Consider the following 20,181-nt stretch of genomic DNA (forward strand, 5'->3'; position numbering starts at 1 on the left):
AGGTCCTCCAGGCCGGCATCGCCGCCATCGGCACCACACTCAAGATCGAACTCGACATCCAGGCCGTCCAGGGCACCACACTCCCGGCCGCCTGATCCCTCTCCGGCCGGGCGGCCGTCCTCGCACGGCGTCCGCCGCCACCGCTCATCGGGCGGGCTCGCGTACCCCGCGGGCCCGCCCTCGCCGTCAGGTGGCGTTCTTCGCGTCGACGATCCGGCGGGCGAGGTCGCGCAGCTTGACGTTCTCCCGCTGCGAGGCGCGCACCAGGCTGTCGAAGGCCTGCGCCGCGTCGATGTCCAGCCGCTCCATGAGGATGCCGGTGGCCTGGCCGATCAGGTCCCGGGTGCGCATGGCCTCGGTGAGCTGCTCGCGCACCGTGGCCGAGTCCAGGGCGAGGCTCACGTGCGCGGTGAACAGCCGGCCTATCCGGGTGGCGTCGGGGTCGAAGGCGCGCGGCTTGCCGGCGTAGGCGGTGAGCACCGTCAGCCGCCGTTTCTCGGCGCGCAGCCGCAGCGCCAGTGCCGACCGCAGCCCCGCCTCGGCCAGCGGCCCGCCACCGTCCTCCTGCTCGCTGTCCGCGACGCGCACCACGGGCGCGTGCCACAGCCGGTCCCAGTACGGCGCCTGCGCACGGTCGGCGCCCGATCCCTCGGCGGTGCGTACGACCTCGTCGGTCCAGGCGACGGTACGGCGGCGGCCGTCGCGTTCGACCACCGAGATGCCCGCGTGCTCGGCGCCCGGCAGCAGACGCACGGCGAGCCGGACGGCGGCGTGCATGGTCTTGTCGGGGGTGTCCGTGTCGTGCAGTTGCCGAGCCGCCATCGTCAGGGCTTCGGCCAGCTCGATGTTCCCCGAAAAATGGGGCAATTCAGAAAAGTCGGACGCAGGCACCACGAACCTCTTCGGCATGCACGGCCATGGCCGTGCGCAGGAGAGCTCCGCAGCACATTCCCGACTGCGAGCACAGGACGAACAGAACCTTATCTCGTCCCTCCTCCCGGTTTCCCGCCTGGTGGACGGTCGGCCTCCAGCCCGCGCACCGACGCCGGACGAGACCCTTGGGTGACCCGCGCGGTGGTAGGCACGGCGGGGACCGCCTTCACTGCTGCCGCCGGCTCCCGGTCGGGCCTAGGGTGGGCGGCATGGCACCGAACATCGCGACCAACACCCGTGTCTCGCTGGACGAACTGCTGGACTTCGTACGGCCCCGCCACCGTGCCCTGCTGCTGACCCGGCGCTCCGACGGCAGCCCGCAGGCCTCGCCGCTGACCTGCGGCGTGGACGACTCCGGACGGATCGTGGTCTCCACCTACCCGGAGCGGGCCAAGACCCGCAACGCCAAGCGGGACGCGCGGGTGAGCGTGGTCGTGCTGAGCGACGAGTGGAACGGTCCCTGGGTGCAGGTCGACGGCGCCGCCGAGGTCGTCGACGCACCGGAGTCCGTCGAGCCGCTCGTCGAGTACTACCGCAACATCTCCGGCGAGCACCCCGACTGGGACGAGTACCGGTCGGCCATGCTCAGGCAGGGCAAGTCGGTCATCCGGATCACGCCGGAGCGATGGGGGCCGGTGGCGACGGGCGGGTTCCCCGCGCGGCTGGTGAGCGGCGAGTAGCCGCCCTCCGGGCGCCGTCGTCCCGACGGCCGCGGCGCGCGGGTCCGGTACGAGGGTCCGGTGCGCGGGCGACTCGCGGGGACGGCGGCCGGGCCTGCCCGGACCGCGCCGAGGCGGTGGCCCGACGGGCCACCGCCTGCGACGTCCCGCGCCGTACTTCGCCGGGCCTCAGCCGGCGCTCTGCCGGGTGAGGTCGTAGAAGGTGGCCGAACCGGCCGTCACCTCCTTGAAGTTCTTCTCCACCCAAGAGGTGATCTGCGCGGCGGTGCCGTTGCCGCTGCCGCCCATGCCGCCTCCCATCCCGCCGCCCGCGACGAAGTAGTGGATCCTCCCCTCGGCGACGTACTTCTTGAACTGGGCCAGGGTCGGCGAGGGGTCGGTGCCGTTGAAGCCGCCGATCGCCATCACCGGGTCGCCGGTGGCGAGCTGGTAACTGGCCGCGTTCTGGGAGCCGATGGACGCGGCGACCCAGGTGTACTCGGACGCGTCCTGCTCCAGCAGCTTCTTGGCCGCCGCACCGACCTGGGCGCCGTCCAGCAGACCGCCCATGCCACCCGTCCGGCCGACCTCGCCCATCCGGCCGCCGCCGGGGAAGCCGGCGCCGCCGTTCTGGCCGTTCTGGCCGTTCTGCTGCCCCTGGCCGTTCTGGCCGGGCATGCCCCCGCCGGGGAAGCCACCGGTGCCGCCGCCCGGGAAGCCGTTGCCCGTGCCGCCTCCCGGGGAGCCGTTGCCGTTCTGCTGCCCCTGGCCGTTCTGCTGCCCCTGGCCGTTCTGCTGCCCCTGGCCGTTCTGCTGACCCTGGCCGTTCTGGCCCGGCATGCCGCCGCCGAAGCCGCCGCGCATGCCGCGCCCGCCGGGGAAGCCGCCCCGGCCGCCGAAGCCCATCGTGCTCGCGCCCGCCGGACCGGCCGTCGGGATGGAGCCCGTGTGCGCGGAGTCCACCGTGCTCAGCGTGTACGCGGTGGGACCGGCCAGGCAGGCCACGGCGGCCACCGCCACCGCGGCGAGCGCGAGCCGGCGGCCCAGCCGGGCGGAGAAGATCAGGCCGAGGGCCGCGGTGAGTCCGCCGACCAGGACCAGCCACTTCAGCCAGGGCAGGTAGGAGGGGGTGCGGTGGAGCAGGACGTAGCCCCAGGCCGCGGTCGCCGTGACGGCGCCGGCCAGGGTGAGCGACGCCCACAGCCTGGACCGCTCCTCCCACAGGACGGTCACGCCCATGCCGACGACGGCGGCGATGTAGGGCGCGAGGGCCACCGTGTAGTACTGGTGGAAGATGCCCGCCATGTAGCTGAAGACGGCCGCGGTCATCACCAGCGAACCGCCCCAGGCGAGGAAGGACCCGCGGACGAGGTCGGTGCGGCTGGCCCTCCTGGTCAGGACGAGCCCGGCGACCAGCAGGATCAGCGCGGCCGGGAGCAGCCAGGAGACCTGGCCGCCGATCTCGGAGTTGAACATCCGGTCCCAGCCGGTCTCGCCCCAGCGGCCCGTGCCGCCGCCCGGGCCGCCACCGCCGCCCACGCTGCCGGTCTCGTCGCCGTTGATCCGGCCGAGGCCGTTGTAGCCGAAGGTCAGTTCGAGGAAGCTGTTGCTCTGCGAGCCGCCGATGTACGGCCGCGAGGAGGCCGGCCACAGCTCGGCTACCGCCACCCACCAGCCGCCGGAGACGACGATCGCCGCCGTCGCGAGCGCGAGCTGGACCAGCCGCTTCCTCAGCCGGACGGGCGCGCAGACCCCGTACACCACGGCGAGCGCGGGAAGGATCAGGAAGGCCTGGAGGGTCTTCGTCAGAAAGGCGAAGCCGACCGCGACACCCGCCCACAGCAGCCACTTGGTACGGCCGTCCTCCAGGCCGCGGACCACGAAGAGGACGGTGAGCGCCATCAGCAGCGCGAGCAGCGCGTCCGGGTTGTTGAAGCGGAACATCAGCGCGGCGACGGGCGTCAGCGCCAGCACCGCGCCGGCGATCAGACCGGCCGCGGGGCTGAACCGTCGGCGCACGGCCGCGTACACCACGCCGACCGTGAGGACGGCCATGATCACCTCGGGGACGAGGATCGCCCACGAGTTCAGTCCGAAGATCCGTACCGAGAGCGCCATCGGCCACAGCGAGGCCGGGGGCTTGTCGACGGTGATGGCGTTGCCCGCGTCCAGCGAGCCGAAGAAGAACGCCTTCCAGGACGTGCTGCCCGCCTGGACGGCCGCCGAGTAGAAGGAGTTGGCGTAACCCGAGGCGCTCAGGTCGTAGAGGTAGAGCAGGCCGGTGGCGAGCAGCAGGGCGAGGAAGGCGGGGCGGGCCCAGCGCGGGTCCCCGGGCCGGCCGCGCCACAGTCGGCGGGCGAGGGGCTCCTTCGGCTCACCGGCTCCCGGCACGGGGGCGGGGGCGGGGCAATGCGCCGGCGGGTCGGCGACCTCGGTCCGCGGCGGCTCGTGAGGTACGGGAGGCACGGAAGCCGCGGACGGGCGCGTGACCGTCGGCGCCGCAGCGGGCGCGGGCGGGTGCGTGTCCGGGGAGGAGACCGTGGGCGTGTCCGGGGAGGACGAGGGCGTGTCCGGGGAGGACGGGGGCGTGTCCGGGAAGGACGGGGTCATGGTGGCCGCCGGGGGAGCGGTCCGGGGCGGTCCCCAGGACGAGGGCCCCGCGGCTTCCCGTCGGCTCGTCCGGTCGTGCTCAGTGGTCATCGGAGGTCCCTCGGATCGGTGTCGTCGGGACGCGTCGGCTGCACCCGCACGGTCGCGTCCCCCCTGGTCTGCGCGGCGCCGTCGGCACGCGACGGCGAGCCGTGGTGAGCGGAGCCGTCGAGTGCGGAGTCGCCCTGGAAGGAGCCGGCGTGGACGCAGCCGGCGCCCGCCGGTCCCCGGTACACGGTGGTGTCGCGTGCGGTGGCGTCGTCGTACGGGGCGCGGGGCGCCGTCGGCTGCTGCGGCAGGGTGCCGGGGCCCGGGAACGGGCCGCCGGAGGCGTACGCCGGCGACGGCGCGGACGGGCGCGACGGGCCGGACGCCTCGGTGGACGGCTGGTCCTGGCGGTCCGGGAAGACCCAGGCCCGGAAGAGCAGGAAGCGCAGCACGGTGGCCGCGAGGTTGGCGGCGATCAGCACCGCGAGCTCGGTGGAGTGCGCCGGGCTGCTGGTCGCCGCGCTCAGGGCGGCCAGCGAGCCACTGGTCAGGGCGAGGCCGATGGCGAAGACGACCAGGCCCTGCGCCTGGTGCCGGACGGCGCCGCCGCGGCCTCGCACGCCGAAGGTCAGCCTCCGGTTGGCGGCGGTGTTGGCGACCGCCGAGAGCAGCAGGGCGAGCGCGTTGGCGGCCTGGGAACCGGCGAACTGCCGGAAGAGGCTGTAGAGCAGCAGGTAGAAGAGGGTGGACAGGACGCCGACGACGCAGAACCCGACCAGCTGGCGGGCCAGCCCGCCGGGCACGTCCTGGATCTCGCGGTCCCGGGGGTCGTCGCCGAAGGGGCGGGTGAGCCGGTCCAGGGGCAGCGAGCCGGTGGCCAGGGCCTTGCCCACCCGCCACACCCCCTTGAGGTCCTCGGTCGCCGTCCGCACGATGTGCACCGTGGAGTCCGGGTCGTCGACCCAGTCGACCGGCACCTCGTGGATGCGCAGGCCCGCCCGCTCGGCGAGCACCAGCATCTCGGTGTCGAAGAACCAGCCGGTGTCCTCCACCAGCGGCAGCAGCACCTGGGCGACGTCCCGCCGGATCGCCTTGAAGCCGCACTGCGCGTCGGAGAAGCGGGCCTGGAGCGAGCCGCGCAGGATGAGGTTGTAGGTGCGGGAGATGAACTCCCGCTTGGCTCCGCGCACCACGCGCGAGCTGCGGGCGAGACGCGAGCCGATGGCCAGGTCGGAGTGGCCGGAGATCAGCGGCGCCACCAGCGGCAGCAGCGCGTTGAGGTCGGTCGACAGATCCACGTCCATGTAGGCGAGGATCGGCGCCCCGGAGGCCGACCACACGGTCCGCAGGGCGCGGCCCCGGCCCTTCTGCTCCAGCCGGAAGTTGTCGACCTCGGGTATCTCCGCCGCCAGCCGCGCGGCCACCTCCGGGGTGCTGTCCGTGGACGCGTTGTCCGCGATCGTGATGCGGAACGCGTACGGGAAGGTGCGTGTGAGGTGCTCGTGCAGCCTGAGCACGCAGGGCCGGAGGTCCTTCTCCTCGTTGTAGACGGGTACCACTACGTCCAGGACAGGCGTACCGGCGTCGCCGGCCGGGAGGTGCTCCCGCGTCGGCAGGGTGCCGGGAGAAGAGTCGGTTCGCATGACACCGACTTTTCTCAACGGCCCTGTCTCGTCCGTGTGGTGACGCTGTGCCGGGCCTGTGAGTGCGCGGGTGCGGCCGGATGCCGGGCGAGGACCGGTGCCGGGGCGGGGACGGCAGCCGCGTCCGGGGCGGGCGCCGGGGCCTGGACGGGAACGGGCGCCGGGGCCTGGGCAGGGAGGGGCGCCGCCGGGTGGAGCGCGGGCAGGTGGACGGTGAACACGGTCCGGCCGGGCACGCTCTCGACGGTGACGGCGCCGCCGTGCGCGGTCGCCACGGCCTGCACGATGGCGAGTCCGAGCCCCGTCGAGCCGGTGGCGCGGGAGCGGGCCGAGTCGCCCCGGGCGAAGCGTTCGAACACGTGTGGCAGCAACTCCGCCGGGATGCCCTGCCCGTCGTCCTCGACGTCCACGCACAGCCACGGGCCGCGCCGCTGCACGCGTGCGGTGACGGTGGTGCCGGGCGGTGTGTGCGTCCGGGCGTTGGCCAGGAGGTTGACGAGCACCTGTTGCAGCCGTGCCGCGTCCGCCGACACGGGAGCGGGTTCGTCGGGCAGGTCGAGCCGCCAGTTGTGGTCCCGCCCGGCCGCCCGCGCGTCGCTGACGGTGTCCACGACGAGCGGTACGAGATCGGTGTGCTCGAACCGCAGCGGCCGGCCCGCGTCCAGCCGGGCCAGCAGCAGCAGGTCCTCCACGAGCAGGGTCATCCGCCCGGCCTCGGACTCGATCCGGCCCAGCGCGTGCCGGGTGTCCGGGCCGACCTGCTCGCGCCCGCGCCGGGTGAGCTCGGCGTACCCGCGGATGGAGGCGAGCGGCGTGCGCAGTTCGTGACTGGCGTCCGCGACGAACTGCCGTACCCGCGTCTCGCTCCGCTGCCGGGCGTGCAGGGCGCCGTGGACGTGGTCGAGCATGCGGTTGAGCGCCGCGCCGACCTGGCCGACCTCGGTGTGCGGGTCGGTCTCCGACTCCGGGACGCGTTCCGGGAGGTTCACCTCGCCGGTGTGCAGGGGAAGCTCGGAGACCCGGGTGGCGGTGGCGGCGACGCGGCGGAGCGGGCGGGTGGCGACCCCGACGAGAACGGAGCCGGCCAGGAAGGCGGCTGTCAGGCCGGCGGCGGTGACGCTGGCCTCGACCAGGATGAGCGTGTTCACGGTGCCGTCCACACCGCTGGTCGGGACGGCGACGTAGTAACTGCCGTTGGGGCCCGACCGGTACTCGGCGAAGTACCGTCCCAGACCGGGGAGGTCGACGGTCTCCCGGGCCCCGTCGGCCTGCCGGACGGAGGCGAGTGCGGCCAGCTGGTCCCCGGTCAGTTCCTTGGCGCTCATCTGGAAGTCGGACTGGGACTTCTGGCCGCGCCGGGCTTCGGTGATCCGCCCGTCCTCCACCCTGGCCGCGATCGTCGTGCCGCTCGGCTGCGGCCCCTTGGTCACGAAGTCGGTGAGTTTGATCCGCGCGAGCTCCCGGTACGGGCCGGCGGCCGCGTCCTTGCCGGGCTGTCCCGGGGGGCCGAACCGGCCGGACGCGCGGGACGCGACCTCGTCGAGCTGGCCGCCGAGCTGCTGGTACAGGTGGGACCGCAGTGCCAGCGTCGTCACCGTGCCGATCACCGCGCACACCACGGCGATCAGCACCACGGACGCGACGACGAGCCGCGTCCGCAGCGTGCGCGGTTTGGTCGCTCGCCGCTGCGTCCGCGTCCGCCGCCGCCCGCTCATGACGTCGCGGGCTTGATCAGGTAACCGGCGCCGCGCCGGGTGTGGATCATCGGCTCCCGCCCGGCGTCGATCTTGCGTCGCAGATAGGAGATGTAGAGCTCGACGACGTTGGCCTGTCCGCCGAAGTCGTACGACCAGACGCGGTCCAGGATCTGCGCCTTGCTGAGCACGCGCCGTGGGTTGCGCATGAGGAACCTCAGCAGCTCGAACTCGGTGGCGGTGAGGTGGATGTTGTCGCCGCCGCGCGACACCTCGTGACTGTCCTCGTCCAGGGTGAGGTCGCCGACGACGAGCACGGAGTCGGACCGCCGGTCGGCGGCGCCCGAGCGCCGGATGAGCCCGCGCAGCCGGGCGACGACCTCCTCCAGGCTGAACGGCTTGGTCACGTAGTCGTCGCCGCCCGCGGTGAGCCCGGCGATCCTGTCCTCGACGGCGTCCTTGGCGGTCAGGAACAGGACGGGCACGTCGGGGAGCTCCCGGCGCAGCCGTCCGAGGACGGCGAGTCCGTCCATGTCGGGCAGCATCATGTCGAGGACGACGGCGTCCGGCCGGAACTCGCGCGCGGTCTGCACGGCGCCCTGCCCGTCTGCCGCACTGCGTATCTGCCAGCCCTCGTATCGCAGGGCCATGGACAGCAGTTCGGTGATCGACAGCTCGTCGTCCACCACAAGCACCCGGACGGGGCTCCCGTCCGGCCTCAGCAGTTCGGTGCGCCCCTGGGGCGAGGTCGTGGTCATGGTCCACACCATGTCGGCACGCTCTGAGAGCACGCTTTCACGAATCTGTGATTTCCCTGAGAAACGCACAGGCTTCTCTCAGGCAACACCCTGCAAGCGCATGGGCGGTGACGGTCAGAACAGCCCGTCCTGCACCCCCGCCGCCTCCCCGAACTCCCTCACCGGCACCGTGATCCCGGCGCTCCCCGCCGGGCCGAGCCCCCAGCCGGCCATGAGCCGTGTGTCGAGCACGACGGCTCCGCCCGCGGCCGCCAGGTGCAGGTCCGGCCCGGCGGCGGCGACCAGCTCACCGCTCACGTCCCCGCCCGCGACCAGCCGGCTCACCTCGCCGACGGCCGCCGCCGTCCCGTCCAGTCCGAACGCGGCCGTGTGATCGACGGGCCGGCACGGCGCCTTCGCCAGCGACTCCGGCCAGCCGGGAAGCGCGGCGGCCCGGGCGTGCAGCTCCCGGATCTCGGCGGCCCGCTCCACCGGACTCGCCGGCAGCGCTGACCGTACGACCCGCTTGTGCGCGTACGGGATCCGGTCGGGGACGCCGAGCGCGGCGCGCAGCAGTTCCTCGGTGCGGCGTGCGGCCATCAGCGGCCCGGCGCCGAGCCAGCTGAAGCAGACGGCGCCCTGTTCCAGCAGCCGTGCGGACCCCCGCTCGACGGCCGTGATCCCCACCTTGGTCAGGCCGGGCCCGAACCACGCCAGATACACGTGGTACGGCCGTGGATCGTCCGCGATCGTGTCGGCGGCCACCGAGTGGGCCCGGTCCAGCCGCGCGCACTCCTCGCACCGCGCCCCCGTGCTCCGCCCCGGCACGGCGGTCCGGGCCGGACAGGCGTGCCCCCGCGCTCCCACACAGGTCCGCACTCCCCCCTCGGCGACCCCGAAGGACACCCGCTTCCCCCACGGCAGCGCGCTCGACCGCCCGCCCTCCCACCTCAGCACCGGGCCGTCCGCCGACCACCGCAGCCCCGAACACCGCCATACCCGTGTCATCTCTCCCGAGCCTACGAGCCGCCGCTGACAACGTCCCGGCGGGCGGACGGCCTCCGGCGAACGGAGGGCCTCCGGCGAACGGACGGTCTCGGGGGCGCGGGCAGCCTCGGAACGCGGACGGCTTCGGGACGCGGCGGCACGCGGAGCCGGTCCGCCGTTCGCCGTCGGCCGGTCTTCGCGCCGGCTTCGCCCGAGGACGGCGCCCGGGACATCATCAGCGGTGAGCCGCGGAACCACCCTCGCCCGCCCGTCCCCGTCCACGGCGCGGGCCGCGATCGTCACGCCGTCCGACGCGATGGGCGGTACCGGTTGACGCGGTAGCCGTACTTCACCGCCGTACACCTTCTGAGATGCCGGAGGCCCCGGCTCGCTCCGGGGCCTCCGGCCCGTGTGCACTCGGCAGGCTCCGCACCTTCGCCCCTCCGGGCCGCGGGGTCGGGCAGCCTCTTCCGCCACGCGCTTCGAGCGCACACGTCCCGCTGGAACCCGACATGCCAACTGCTCCGGATGCGGAGCATTGCCGAACCACAGAAGCCTTTGATTCACTTCGCCTTCAAGATCTACTTACGAGATCTACTCACAAGCTACACACATTCACCACAGGGAGAATCGTGCGGTTCCGTACGGGTCTGGCGCTTGCCGCCGCCACACTGCTTCCCGTCCTCGCGGCCCCGGCCGCTGACGCGGCGACCACCCCCAGCGTCAATTTCGCCTTCGGCAAGGGCGCGCGAGTCGACGCGAGCTCGAAGGTGACGATCAACTACTCGCTCGCCAACCTGCCCAAGGGCAGCCATGTCGAGCTCCGACGCGAAACGGGCAGCAGCCACACCTACAAGACGATCAACACCCTGAAGGCCGTCAACGGCAAGGGTTCCGTGACCACCACCGCCCCGACCCAGGGCAGGTGGGGCTACCGCATCCTCGTCCTGAACTCCAAGAACCAGACCCTCACGTACCGCGGTCACTGGCTCTACGCCTACAGCAACATCAGCATCAGCAAGTTCTTCCCGAAGAAGTACTCGTCCGGCACCATCGGTGTCGGCAACCGGCTCCTGGCCTACGACGCGAAGATCACCACGGACGACGCCATGGACCTCTTCGCGACCACTCGCAACACCACCTGCCGCTCCACCAGCCTCAGGATGGGCCGCATCCACGGTTTCACGGGCTCGCGCCGCGTGAAGGTCCTCCAGACCAACGCCCCGGCGGCCAGCAAGCTCCTGCCCTTCGACACCTACGTCACCCTGTCGGCCAACCTCACCGGCGCTCCCTTCGCCGTGCACCTCGACGAAGACCCCAGCAACTCGGCGGACACGTACATCGGCGGAACCGTCAGCTGCTACTCGGCCAGCGGCTTCTAGACCGGGAGGTTTTTCCTCCCACCGTGCTGCCGGCCCCGCGGATCAGAAGGTCGCGGGTTCGAATCCCGCCGAGCGCGCACAGATCAGAGGCCCCGGAGAGATCCGGGGCCTCTGATCGTTTCGAGGTCGTACAGCAGCGGAGTACGGCGACCGCGTCAGCCAGGGCCCGTGATCAGCCGTGTCCATGTGCTGTCGTCGCCGTCAGAACTGCCGTCACATATGACGCTGCCACTGACTGTCAGCGCCCGTCGCGGCCCCGGCGACCCGCTCCTGGCTCGTCGAGCGCGCGACTCGCGGTCTCATGGTGTGGCGCGGGTCACGGGAACTCCTCGGCCCGGTCGGAGAGGTAGGGGGTGTGAGATGTGATGAACAGGGAGATCGGGAGCGCATGCGCGCACGGATCAGTGCGGGCGACCACGAGGCGTTCACCGCGCTCTACGAGGAATACGCGCGGGAGGTCTACAACCACGCCTACCGGCTGTCGGGCGACTGGTCGACGGCCGAGGAGGTGCTGTCCGAGACTTTCCTGGCGGCCTGGCGCACCCGTCACGCCATCGACCCGGAGGGCGGCTCGCTGCGGCCGTGGTTGCTCGGGATCGCCACCAACAAGGCACGCAACAGCAACCGCGGTATCAGGCGGCGCCTGGCCTTCCTGGCCCGCCGCCCCTCCCCGGAACTGGTGGCGGACATCGCGGACGCCACGGCCGGACGCGTCGACGACGCGCGGCGGCTCGCCGCGGTCCGGCAGGCGCTGGGAGAACTCCGCCGCCCGGAACTCGAGGTGCTGGCCCTCTGCGTCTGGTCCGGGCTGGACTACGCCGAGGCCGCCGAGGCCCTGGGCGTCCCGGTGGGCACCGTGCGGTCGCGGCTGTCCCGTGCCCGTACCCGGCTGCGCCGGCTCACCGACGAGGAACTCGGCCGGACGCCGGGCGGGTCCGCGCGGGAAACCCGCCCCGGAGAACCGGTCCGGTCCGGGAGGGAACCCCGCCCCGGCCGCGGAGAGGTAGAGAGCAGGGCCGCGTTCGTGGCCCTGCCCATCCAGGAGGAAGCCTGATGAACGACCGTCCCTCCGGCCCCGAGCGGGCCGAACGCGAGGAACTGGCCCGGCTGCTGCCGGCCCCGGCCGAACGGGACCTGCCCCCTGGTCGTCACCTCCACCACAAGGACACCCTGATGCGTCTGATCGACCAGGACGGCGACCGCGCCCCCACCCGCCCCCGGCTCCTGCGCCCCGCCGTTCTGCTGCCCGCCGCCGGACTGGCCCTGGGCGGGGTGCTGCTGACCACGCTCGCCGCCACCGGCCGGGACAGCGCCCCGGCACCGTCCGCCGCGGGCACGCGTTCCCAGGCCACGGCCCCGCGTGGCGCGGCCGTGCTGCTCGACCGGATCGCCTCGGTCGCCGCGAAGCAGGACGAACAGAAGGTCGCCGATGACCAGTTCGTGTACGTCAAGACACTGCAGGCCGAGAACGAGGGCAAGTTCGGCGGCCCGGTGAAGCTGACCGGGCCCCGCGAGCGTGAGGTCTGGATGTCGCAGAAGGCAGGACCGGTGATCGATGTCGGCCTGATCCACCAGGACGGCTCGTACTACCCGATCGAGGTCGGCGTCCCGGACGGCGAGCCCGCCGTCGGCTACCCGGCAGGCCTCAGCCGGCCGACGTACAAGTGGCTGGCCTCCCTGCCCACCGACCCCGACGCCCTGCTCCGACGGCTCACCACCGAGATCACCCGGGACCAGGACGAGCGCGACACCCCGGCCGCGGACCGGAACCAGGCCCAGGACACCTTTGACACCATCGGTGAGCTGCTGCGGGAGACGGTGATGCCGCCGAAGACCGCGGCGGCCTTCTACAAGGCCGCGGCGAAGATCCCCGGCGTGACCGTGGACGCCGACGCGGTGGACGCGGCCGGCCGGCACGGGATCGGCGTGGCCCGCGACAACACCCGCACCGGTGACCGCACCACCTGGATCTTCGACTCGACCACCCTGGAGTACCTGGGCGAACGGAGCTACCTCAGCAGGGACACCTCCATGGGCAAGAAGGGCACCCTGATCAACGAGTCGGCGGTCCTGGAGCGCGCGGTCGTCAACGCCCTCCGCGAGAAGCCGTCGGCCGGTAAGTCGTCGGCCGGTAAGTCGTCGACGACGACCTGATCCCGACGGGGAGCCGCCGGGGCGTGGCCGCGCGCCCCGGCACCGGTCGCTCTCCGCCCCCGCCAGGCGCGCCGAGCACAGGTGACGGGGCGCGGCCTCGTCCCCACTGCGAGGAACGGCCCCCCCCTCCGGGCCGCGCAACCCGAGCAGCTCCTTCGAGGACGCTGCGCGTCCGGTCCGGCGTCCGCGAGGTCCGCTTCCACGACCTGCGCCACACCCGCGCGTCGCCGCTGCCGGCTCAGGAGGCCGCCGCGCGGACGATCACGGGACACCGGGGCACAGCACGATCACGACGACGCTGGGCACCTACGCGCATGCAACGGGGACGAGGCTGCGCGCGGTCGCGGATCGGATGGACGACGCGCCGGGCGAGGATCTGGACAAGATCTTGTCATCGGATGCCTTCACGTCGTCCGACTGCCCAACGTGTGCGCTGGCGTCACCCGCTGATGCCAGAAGCCCCGCCGGTTGAACCGGCGGGGCTTCTGAACTGTGTGCACTCGGCAGGATTCGAACCTGCAACCTTCTGATCCGTAGTCAGATGCTCTATCCGTTAAGCTACGAGTGCTTGTTCTGTTTTCGTCTTCGCTCCCGGTCCTTTCGGCCCGCTCGCGGCGACAGGAAGAACATTACATGACTGCCGCCGTCATGTGAAATCCATTCCCCAAACCCCTTGTGACCTGCGAAAACGCGTCCGGGGCGCAGAAGCGGGGGTCGATGGCGAGGCTCCGGGGCGGGGCCTGGAGACCGGAAAACGACGACGTCCCGGCCGAGGGGGCGACGACGAAGTCACGACCGACGACGACGAAGCCCCGGTCCGATGGACCGGGGCTTCGTGATCACGCGCGGAGGCGGAGGGATTTGAACCCTCGATGGGCTTTAAGGCCCAAACCGCATTAGCAGTGCGGCGCCATAGACCGGACTAGGCGACGCCTCCAGCACAACCTCTCCCGCGAGCGCGCGAGTGGTGCGTGCAGATGATGACACAGACAACCGGCGTGCCACCAATCGCCACCCACGGTACTAGGCGGGCGGGGCCCAGGGCAAAGCCCTGGGCCCTCGGTGTCGGACGTGGCGCAACCTCCCGGGAGCCGCCGCGTTGGTCCGGGCATGATGCAGGTCAGCTCCCCGTCCTCCCCCCGGCGCCCCGCCGCGCTCCGGTCCACGCGCCGGCTCCTCCTCGGCGCTTCCGTCTCCGCCGCCGCGCTCACGGCGCTGCTCGCCGGTACCGCCGCGGCCTCCGCCGCCGCGCCGCCGCCGGCCCGTGACGAGGACCGGTCCGGCGACCACCTCACCGTCACCGTGCGGCACGCGGGCGGCGACCGGGACGGGACGCACGAGCTGTACTGCCACCCCGGCGGCGGCAGTCACCCGGATGTGCGCGGCGCCTGCGGTGTGCTCGACCGCGGCACCCGCTGGGGCCGGGACTCCTTCGCACCGGTGCCGGACGGCAGCGTCTGCACCCTGGAGTACGGCGGCCCGGCCACCGCCCGGGTCACCGGCACCTGGGCGGGACGCCCGGTCGACGCCTCGTACAGCCGCGCCAACGGCTGCGAGATCGACCGCTGGGACCGCCTCGTGCCGCTCCTGCCCGGCCTCGGCTCCTGAGCTCTCCCGGGACGCCCGGACCGTGCGGGCCCGGAGTCCGTTGAGCGCGCGGGCCCGGAGTCGGTGAAGCGCCGGGCCCGGAGTCCGTGAAACGCCCGGGCCCGGAGTCCGTAAAGGTCGTGCCAAGGCCGTGCGAAGGCCGGGCGAAGAGCCGGCGACGGGGCCGCGAAGCGGAACCGCGTGGTCACGGGCGGATCGTCACCTCGTCGTGCGACCTCCCTCTCATCCGGCATCGCGGGCGCAACCTCAGCGCTTAGACTCCCTCGCGTGACACGCCGCGGGCCGGTTGGCAAGATGGCCCCCGCGGTGGGCAAGGTGCGGTAACAGGGAGGAAGCGTCTCGTGAGCAGCAGGCCATCCCGAGGCGCTGCTCGCCTCGCTGCCATACTCGACGCGCTGCCCGACGCATTGGTGCTGGTCAACGCCAACGGGACGGTCGTCAACGCCAACACCATCGCCCTGGAGGCGTTCGAGACCCCGGGGACGGCACTGGTGGGGCGGGGACTGCTCGACCTGCTGCCGCAGTTCGACTCCAAGCTCATCCCCGGCTCCATGCGCCGGCCGGACCACATCGACCCGCTCGGGCGGACCAAGCCGACCCGGATGGTCGCCCGGCGGACCGACGGCACAGAGTTCCCGGTCGAGGTCACTAGCGCGAATCTGCAGAACGGCCAGCAGGCCTACGACGCCTCCGGCTACACCGGTGACGAACTGCTGATGCTGGTCGTCCGCGACCTGTCCGGCACCGTCGACACCGAGGCCGAACTGGCCCGTTCGCAGCGGCAGACCGAGATGATCCTGCGGGCCGCCTCCGAGGGTGTCGTGGGCACCGACACCGACGGGCGGATCGTGCTCGTCAACCCCGCCGCCGCCCAGATCCTGGGCTACCGGGCCGGCGAGCTCGGCGGCCGGGAACTGCACACCTTGGTACTCCACTCGCGCGCCGACGGCTCGCCCTTCCCGTACGACGAGTCGCCGCTCGCCGACACCCTGCGCTCCGGGCGCAAGCACCGGGTGCGCGGGCAGGTGCTGTGGTCCAAGGCCGAGGACAAGGTGCCCGTCGACCTGACCACCGCGCCCGTCCGGGACGGTGACCAGCTCGTCGGCGCGGTGATGACCTTCACCGACCGGCGTCCGTTCGACGCCCTCGTGGACGAGAAGGCCGCCGCCGAGGAGCGGCACGCGGCGGAGCTCGAACGGCTGGCCGAGGAGCACGCCTCCGAGCTCACCGCCCTGCGCCAGCGACACGTCACCGAGACCGAGGAGCTCGCCGAACGGCACGCGGAGGAACTCGCCGCGAACGAGGACCGGTACGCCGCGCTCGGCGAGCGCGAGAAGGACCGTTACGAGGCACTCGCCGCCCGGCACGAGCAGTTGCTGACCCTGCTGGGCGACTCCCTGCGCGGGCCCCTCGACGAACTGCGCCGGGAACTGGCCGCCCTCGCCGCCGACGACGCCGGCCAGCTGTGGCCCGAGGCCAACCAGGTCCTGCACCACCTGTCCGCCGGCTACTCGCGGATCACCACCCTCATCGACAACGTCCTCGGCTACCAGCGCCTCGACGTCGGCAGCGAGGACATCACCCGTACCAAGGTGATGCTCGACGCGGTCGTCGCCGCCGGGATCGACGGGGCCGTCGAGCTCGTCGGGCCCGGCCGGGTGCAGTTCGCCGTGCACGCGCCGCCCATCGAGGCCGAGGTCGACCCGCGGCGCCTGGCCACCGCGCTCGCGCACCTCGTCGCGGACGTGGCGGGCGTGGACGCCACCGGCAACGCGCCCGTGTCGACGGGCGGTTACATGGACAACACCGTCGTGGTGGCGGCCGCGCAGCGCGGCGCGGTGGTTCGGATCGAGGTGCGCGGGCCGTACGCCGGGGGAGACCCGGTGCACGAGCCGATCGTGCGCGGGATCGTCCGGGCGCACGGCGGCGTGCTGCAGACCCACGAGGTCCCCGGGATGAGCGGCAGCGCGTACGTCCTCGAGGTGCCCATCGGCGGCGGAGCCGGTGCCGTCGCCGCCGACCACGCCCCGGAGTACACCCAGGATCCGGCGCCCGCCGCCGTGGACGCGGGACCGGGCGACGGCACTCCGGTGTCCGCGGAGGTCGCGCTGACCGCGCAGGCCCCGGCCGGCGGCCGGCGGCGGGCCCGGCGGTCCTCCACGGACGCGTTCCTGGAGGGCGACGCGGAGGGCGACTCCATTACCGACGACACCCCGACGACGCCGACCGGGCGGCGCAGGCGGCGTGCGGCCGGGGGCCCGGCGGCGATCCCGGCCCAGGGCGCGGCCGGGGACGCGGCCGTGGGTCCGGCTCCGGGCGTCGCGGCCGTGGGTCCGGCTCCGGGCGTCGCGGCCGTGGGTCCGGCTCCGGGCGTCGCGGCCGTGGGTCCGGCTCCGGGCGTCGAGGTGTCCGGCGGTACGGGACGGCGGCGCGGACGGCCCGCCGAGGACGGGTCGGTCGCCGAGGGCGCCGTGGTGACGGCGGCCGAGCACGCCGCGGGGACGGCGGCGTCGGGTTCCGGCCTGGGCGGCGCGGTGCCGCCGCAGGGCGTGCCCGTGCCCACGGGACGACGGGCCCGCCGTGAGACCGGCGAGCCCCACGCGCTGCCCCCGGCACTCCCGGCGGCAGCCGATGCGGCGGCGGCCGATGCGGACCCCGCGGCCTCCCCCGCCGCGCCGGCGCAGCCGACCGGGCGCCGCCGGCGTGCCCTGGCGGCCGCGACCGAGCGTGCCGCCGCGCAGGAGGCGGCTCCGCGTACCGTCTTCGCCCTGCCGCCCGCCGAGGCGGACCGGCCCTCGCCCGCGGACGAGGGCGCACAGGCCCCGCAGGTCCGGGTTCCGGCCCAGGGCGCCGCCCCGGGCGGGGGGCGGCACGACGCCGTACCGCACGACCAGGCCGACGACCACACTCCGCCGCAGCCGCACCCCACGAGCTCGCCGACCGGTCGCCGGCGGCGGGCGGTGGCCCAGCCGCCGGAAGCGGCGGCGCCGGACGCGCTGCCCGCTGCCGGTGTCCCCCCACAGGGAACGGCCGGCCGGGGGATCCCGGCGCCGGGCGGTTCCGTCCTGCCCGAGCAGGGCGGACAGCAGGCGCCCGGCGTCGCGGGACGAACGGTTCCCGGTGCGCCGGCGCCCCGACAGGCCGTTCCTCCGACGGCTCCCGGGCAGCCGGGCAGCCGGCCCCAGATGCCGGAGCAGCCCCCCGCCCGCGTTCCCGCCCAGCCGCCGGCCGCTCCGGCCGCTCCGGCCACTCCCGACCAGGCGGTCGCCGGCCGGCCGCTCCCGGCCGAGTCCGCGCAGGGCGCCGGGACGCCCGGCGCCCCGGCGCCCGCCGGCCCGGCCCAGGGCGTCCCCGCGCAGGCGACTCCGGCCGCCGGTCTTCCGGCCGCGCAGCCCTGGCCCGGCGCCGACGGCACTTCCGGCGCGGGCGTACCCGTGCCGCCGGACAGCCGTGCCGTACCCGTACCGCCGGGCGATGCCGCGGCGCCTGCCGCGCCCGGTGCTCCAGTGGCCCCGGCGGGCCCGGCCGGTGCTCCGCTGCCGCCGGGCGCCCCCGTGCCCCCGGCCCCGGCAGCGCCCCCGCAGCCGGCCGGCCCCGCCCGGACCCCCGGCGCGGTCCCCGCACAGGCCCCCGGATCAGGTACGGCCCAGGCTCCTGGCACGCCGCCGCACGGCACCCCCGCCGCCGGTACGCCCGCCCTCGGCACCCCCTCCGCCGGTACCCCGCTCCCACCCGAGCAGGGCGGTCCGGCAGCCGGGCCGGCCACGGTCGGCGGCGCCGACGCGCGGGCGGCTCAGCCGCTGCCCGCCGAGGCCGCCGTGCCGGTCGACCCGAACTCGACGCAGGGCCGGGCGATCAGCGTGCGCACGCTCGGACAGGGCGTGCCGTTCAGCCGCCAGGCCGCACAGGTGCAGCAGCCCTCGGCGACGCCGCCCCCGCACGCGGCCGGCGGTTCCGGCCGCCGCCGCAAGCTGGGAACGCCGCCGGACCCGGCCGCCGCGCGCCCGGAGCAGCGGCCGGAGCAGGACGCCCGCCCGCACCCGCCGGCCGAGCAGACTCCCGCGCAGCCCGTACCACCGCAGCAGCGGACACAGCCGCAGCCGTCGCCGGAGCCGACCGGGCAGCCCCGGCTCGCACCGGGCACCGAGGGCGTCGGGCGGTCGTACGCCATTGGCGCCCCGGACGAGAACGCCGCCGAGGGCCCCGAGCCACTGGACGGTCCGGGCGGCGCGGTCGAGGTCGCGGACACCCCGCGGCCCAGGCCGATGGACGACGAACTGCCTCCGGAGCCGTTGGACAACCCGCGCCGGCTGCTCGTCTGGCCGGCCCCCGACATGACCACCCAGCAGGCGCTGAGCGACCGCGGCTACCGGCCCGTCATCGTGCACTCGCGCGAGGAGGTGGACGCACAGATCGCGGCCTTCCCCGCCGCGCTGTTCGTCGACCCGCTGACCGGCCCGATCACGCGCACCGCGCTCCAGTCGTTGCGCCAGGCCGCGGTCGCCGCGGAAGTGCCGGTCCTGGTCACGGCCGGGCTCGGGCAGGCGACGCGCGAGGCGGCCTACGGCGCCGATCCCGCCGTACTGCTGAAGGCGCTCGCGCCGCGCGACAGCGAGCAGCACCCCCCGCGGGTCCTGCTGGTGGAGGAGCACACGGAGATCGCGCTGGCCCTGACCGCGACGCTGGAACGGCGCGGGATGCAGGTGGCGCGGGCCGCGAGTGACAACGACGCGGTGACGCTCGCGGGGCAGTTCCGGCCGAACCTGGTCGTGATGGACCTGATGCAGGTGCACCGTCGTCAGGCCGGGATCCTGGACTGGCTGCGCGCGAACGGGCAGCTCAACCGCACCCCGCTCGTCGTCTACACGGCCGCCGTCGACCATGCGGACCTGCCGCGGCTGGCCTCCGGCGAGACGGTGCTGTTCCTCGCGGAGCGGTCCACCAGCACCGAGGTGCAGACACGGATCGTGGACCTGCTGGCGCGCATCGGGACCAACTGACCCGTCGGCGGACCGGCCGAGCAGCCGCTCGACCGGTCCGCGCACGCGACAACTCGCGACTACTTCGAGACGAGTCTGCGGGCCGCCGACTTGATGGAGGCCCGCAGCCGTTCCTCGGCGCTCTCGTCGGCGCCGACCATGATGCGCTTGATCTGCGGGACGACGACGGCCCAGTCGGCCAGCGCGACCAGCAGGAACATCAAGTCCCGGGCGGGGATCGCGTCGCTGATGACGCCCCGGTCCTGGCCGTCCTGGATCGCGGCGACCTTGCGGCCGTAGTGGTCCTGGCGTTCGGCCTCGTCGGGCAGCTCGGCGGCGCCGTACTCGATGCCCTCCCAGAACAGCAGGCGCAGGAGTTCGGGGTGGGCCGCGTGGTAGTCGAGCAGCCGGTCGACCCAGCCCTCGATGTCGTCCGCGTCGACCGGGACGGCAGCCGCGAGATCGACCATGCAGCGGCCCAGGACGTGGGAGAACAGCTGCGCCTTGTTGCCGAAGTAGGCGTAGATCAGCTGTTTGTTGGCCTTGGCCTCGCTCGCGATGCGGTCGATCCGGGCGCCCGCGATCCCGTGCCGGGCGAACTCGGCGACCGCCGCCTCGAAGATCCGGGCCTTGGTGGCCTCGGGGTCCCTCACTGCCATGGGGACAGGGTAGCGCGCTAGCAACCAACCATTTGGTTGACAGGGAATGCATCGCCGCCGCAGACTGTTCCTCGCTTCAACCAACCAGTTGGTTGGCAGTGCTCGCGGC

General features: G+C 73.8%; 13 protein-coding genes and 2 tRNA genes. 6 read left to right on the forward strand and 9 right to left on the reverse strand.

Going from position 1 to position 20,181, the window contains the following annotated elements; all coding sequences use genetic code 11:
* Positions 1-186 precede the first annotated feature (186 nt).
* Entirely contained in the window at positions 187-909 is a 723-nt protein-coding gene (locus ACF061_RS09160) for a GAF and ANTAR domain-containing protein (protein WP_392266195.1), read from the reverse strand.
* 233 nt (positions 910-1,142) lie between these two features.
* On the opposite strand from ACF061_RS09160, the gene ACF061_RS09165 reads away from it, so the two are divergent.
* On the forward strand, positions 1,143-1,613 hold the full coding sequence (locus ACF061_RS09165) for a PPOX class F420-dependent oxidoreductase (protein WP_392266196.1): 471 nt from the start codon (positions 1,143-1,145) through the stop codon (positions 1,611-1,613).
* 168 nt (positions 1,614-1,781) lie between these two features.
* On the opposite strand, the gene ACF061_RS09170 is transcribed toward ACF061_RS09165, so the two are convergent.
* From ACF061_RS09170 to ACF061_RS09190, 5 genes are all read right to left on the reverse strand, one after another.
* Complete coding sequence (locus tag ACF061_RS09170) at positions 1,782-4,292, reverse strand: glycosyltransferase family 39 protein (RefSeq protein ID WP_392266197.1); 2,511 nt, start codon at positions 4,290-4,292, stop codon at positions 1,782-1,784.
* Positions 4,289-5,872: a glycosyltransferase gene (locus tag ACF061_RS09175; RefSeq protein WP_392266198.1), complete on the reverse strand. Its 1,584-nt coding sequence runs from the start codon at positions 5,870-5,872 to the stop codon at positions 4,289-4,291. Before ACF061_RS09175 ends, ACF061_RS09170 begins: the two co-directional genes overlap by 4 nt.
* Positions 5,873-5,886: 14 nt before the next feature.
* Entirely contained in the window at positions 5,887-7,587 is a 1,701-nt protein-coding gene (locus tag ACF061_RS09180; protein ID WP_392266199.1) for a sensor histidine kinase, read from the reverse strand.
* Complete coding sequence (locus tag ACF061_RS09185) at positions 7,584-8,324, reverse strand: response regulator transcription factor (RefSeq protein ID WP_392266200.1); 741 nt, start codon at positions 8,322-8,324, stop codon at positions 7,584-7,586. The genes ACF061_RS09180 and ACF061_RS09185 overlap by 4 nt, the downstream gene beginning before the upstream one ends.
* 114 nt (positions 8,325-8,438) lie before the next feature.
* A complete protein-coding gene (locus ACF061_RS09190; RefSeq protein ID WP_392266201.1) occupies positions 8,439-9,311 on the reverse strand; it encodes a DUF2797 domain-containing protein in 873 nt (290 codons plus the stop codon).
* A 611-nt stretch (positions 9,312-9,922) separates the two neighbouring features.
* Here ACF061_RS09190 and ACF061_RS09195 point away from each other — a divergent pair.
* The 3 genes from ACF061_RS09195 (at position 9,923) to ACF061_RS09205 (ending at position 12,826) form a co-directional block, all read left to right on the forward strand.
* Complete coding sequence (locus ACF061_RS09195) at positions 9,923-10,672, forward strand: hypothetical protein (protein WP_392266202.1); 750 nt, start codon at positions 9,923-9,925, stop codon at positions 10,670-10,672.
* A gap of 388 nt (positions 10,673-11,060) precedes the next feature.
* On the forward strand, positions 11,061-11,726 hold the full coding sequence (locus tag ACF061_RS09200) for an RNA polymerase sigma factor (protein WP_392266203.1): 666 nt from the start codon (positions 11,061-11,063) through the stop codon (positions 11,724-11,726).
* Positions 11,726-12,826: a CU044_5270 family protein gene (locus ACF061_RS09205; protein ID WP_392266204.1), complete on the forward strand. Its 1,101-nt coding sequence runs from the start codon at positions 11,726-11,728 to the stop codon at positions 12,824-12,826. The genes ACF061_RS09200 and ACF061_RS09205 overlap by 1 nt, the downstream gene beginning before the upstream one ends.
* 495 nt (positions 12,827-13,321) lie before the next feature.
* Here ACF061_RS09205 and ACF061_RS09210 read toward each other — a convergent pair.
* Both ACF061_RS09210 and ACF061_RS09215 read right to left on the reverse strand, forming a co-directional pair.
* Positions 13,322-13,394, reverse strand: a tRNA-Arg gene (locus ACF061_RS09210).
* 278 nt (positions 13,395-13,672) lie between these two features.
* Positions 13,673-13,763 (reverse strand) — tRNA-Ser (locus ACF061_RS09215).
* Positions 13,764-13,936: 173 nt separating this feature from the next.
* Here ACF061_RS09215 and ACF061_RS09220 point away from each other — a divergent pair.
* Both ACF061_RS09220 and ACF061_RS09225 read left to right on the forward strand, forming a co-directional pair.
* Positions 13,937-14,434 carry an SSI family serine proteinase inhibitor gene (locus ACF061_RS09220; RefSeq protein WP_392266205.1) on the forward strand — a complete coding sequence of 166 codons (498 nt, stop codon included), beginning with the start codon at positions 13,937-13,939 and terminating at the stop codon, positions 14,432-14,434.
* Between the two features lie 341 nt (positions 14,435-14,775).
* On the forward strand, positions 14,776-19,434 hold the full coding sequence (locus ACF061_RS09225) for a PAS domain-containing protein (protein ID WP_392266206.1): 4,659 nt from the start codon (positions 14,776-14,778) through the stop codon (positions 19,432-19,434).
* Positions 19,435-19,493: 59 nt separating this feature from the next.
* Here ACF061_RS09225 and ACF061_RS09230 read toward each other — a convergent pair whose 3' ends face one another.
* Complete coding sequence (locus ACF061_RS09230) at positions 19,494-20,072, reverse strand: TetR family transcriptional regulator (RefSeq protein WP_392266207.1); 579 nt, start codon at positions 20,070-20,072, stop codon at positions 19,494-19,496.
* Positions 20,073-20,181: the final 109 nt, after the last annotated feature.

Source organism: Streptomyces sp. NPDC015220 (assembly GCF_043079345.1).
GTDB lineage: Bacteria > Actinomycetota > Actinomycetes > Streptomycetales > Streptomycetaceae > Streptomyces.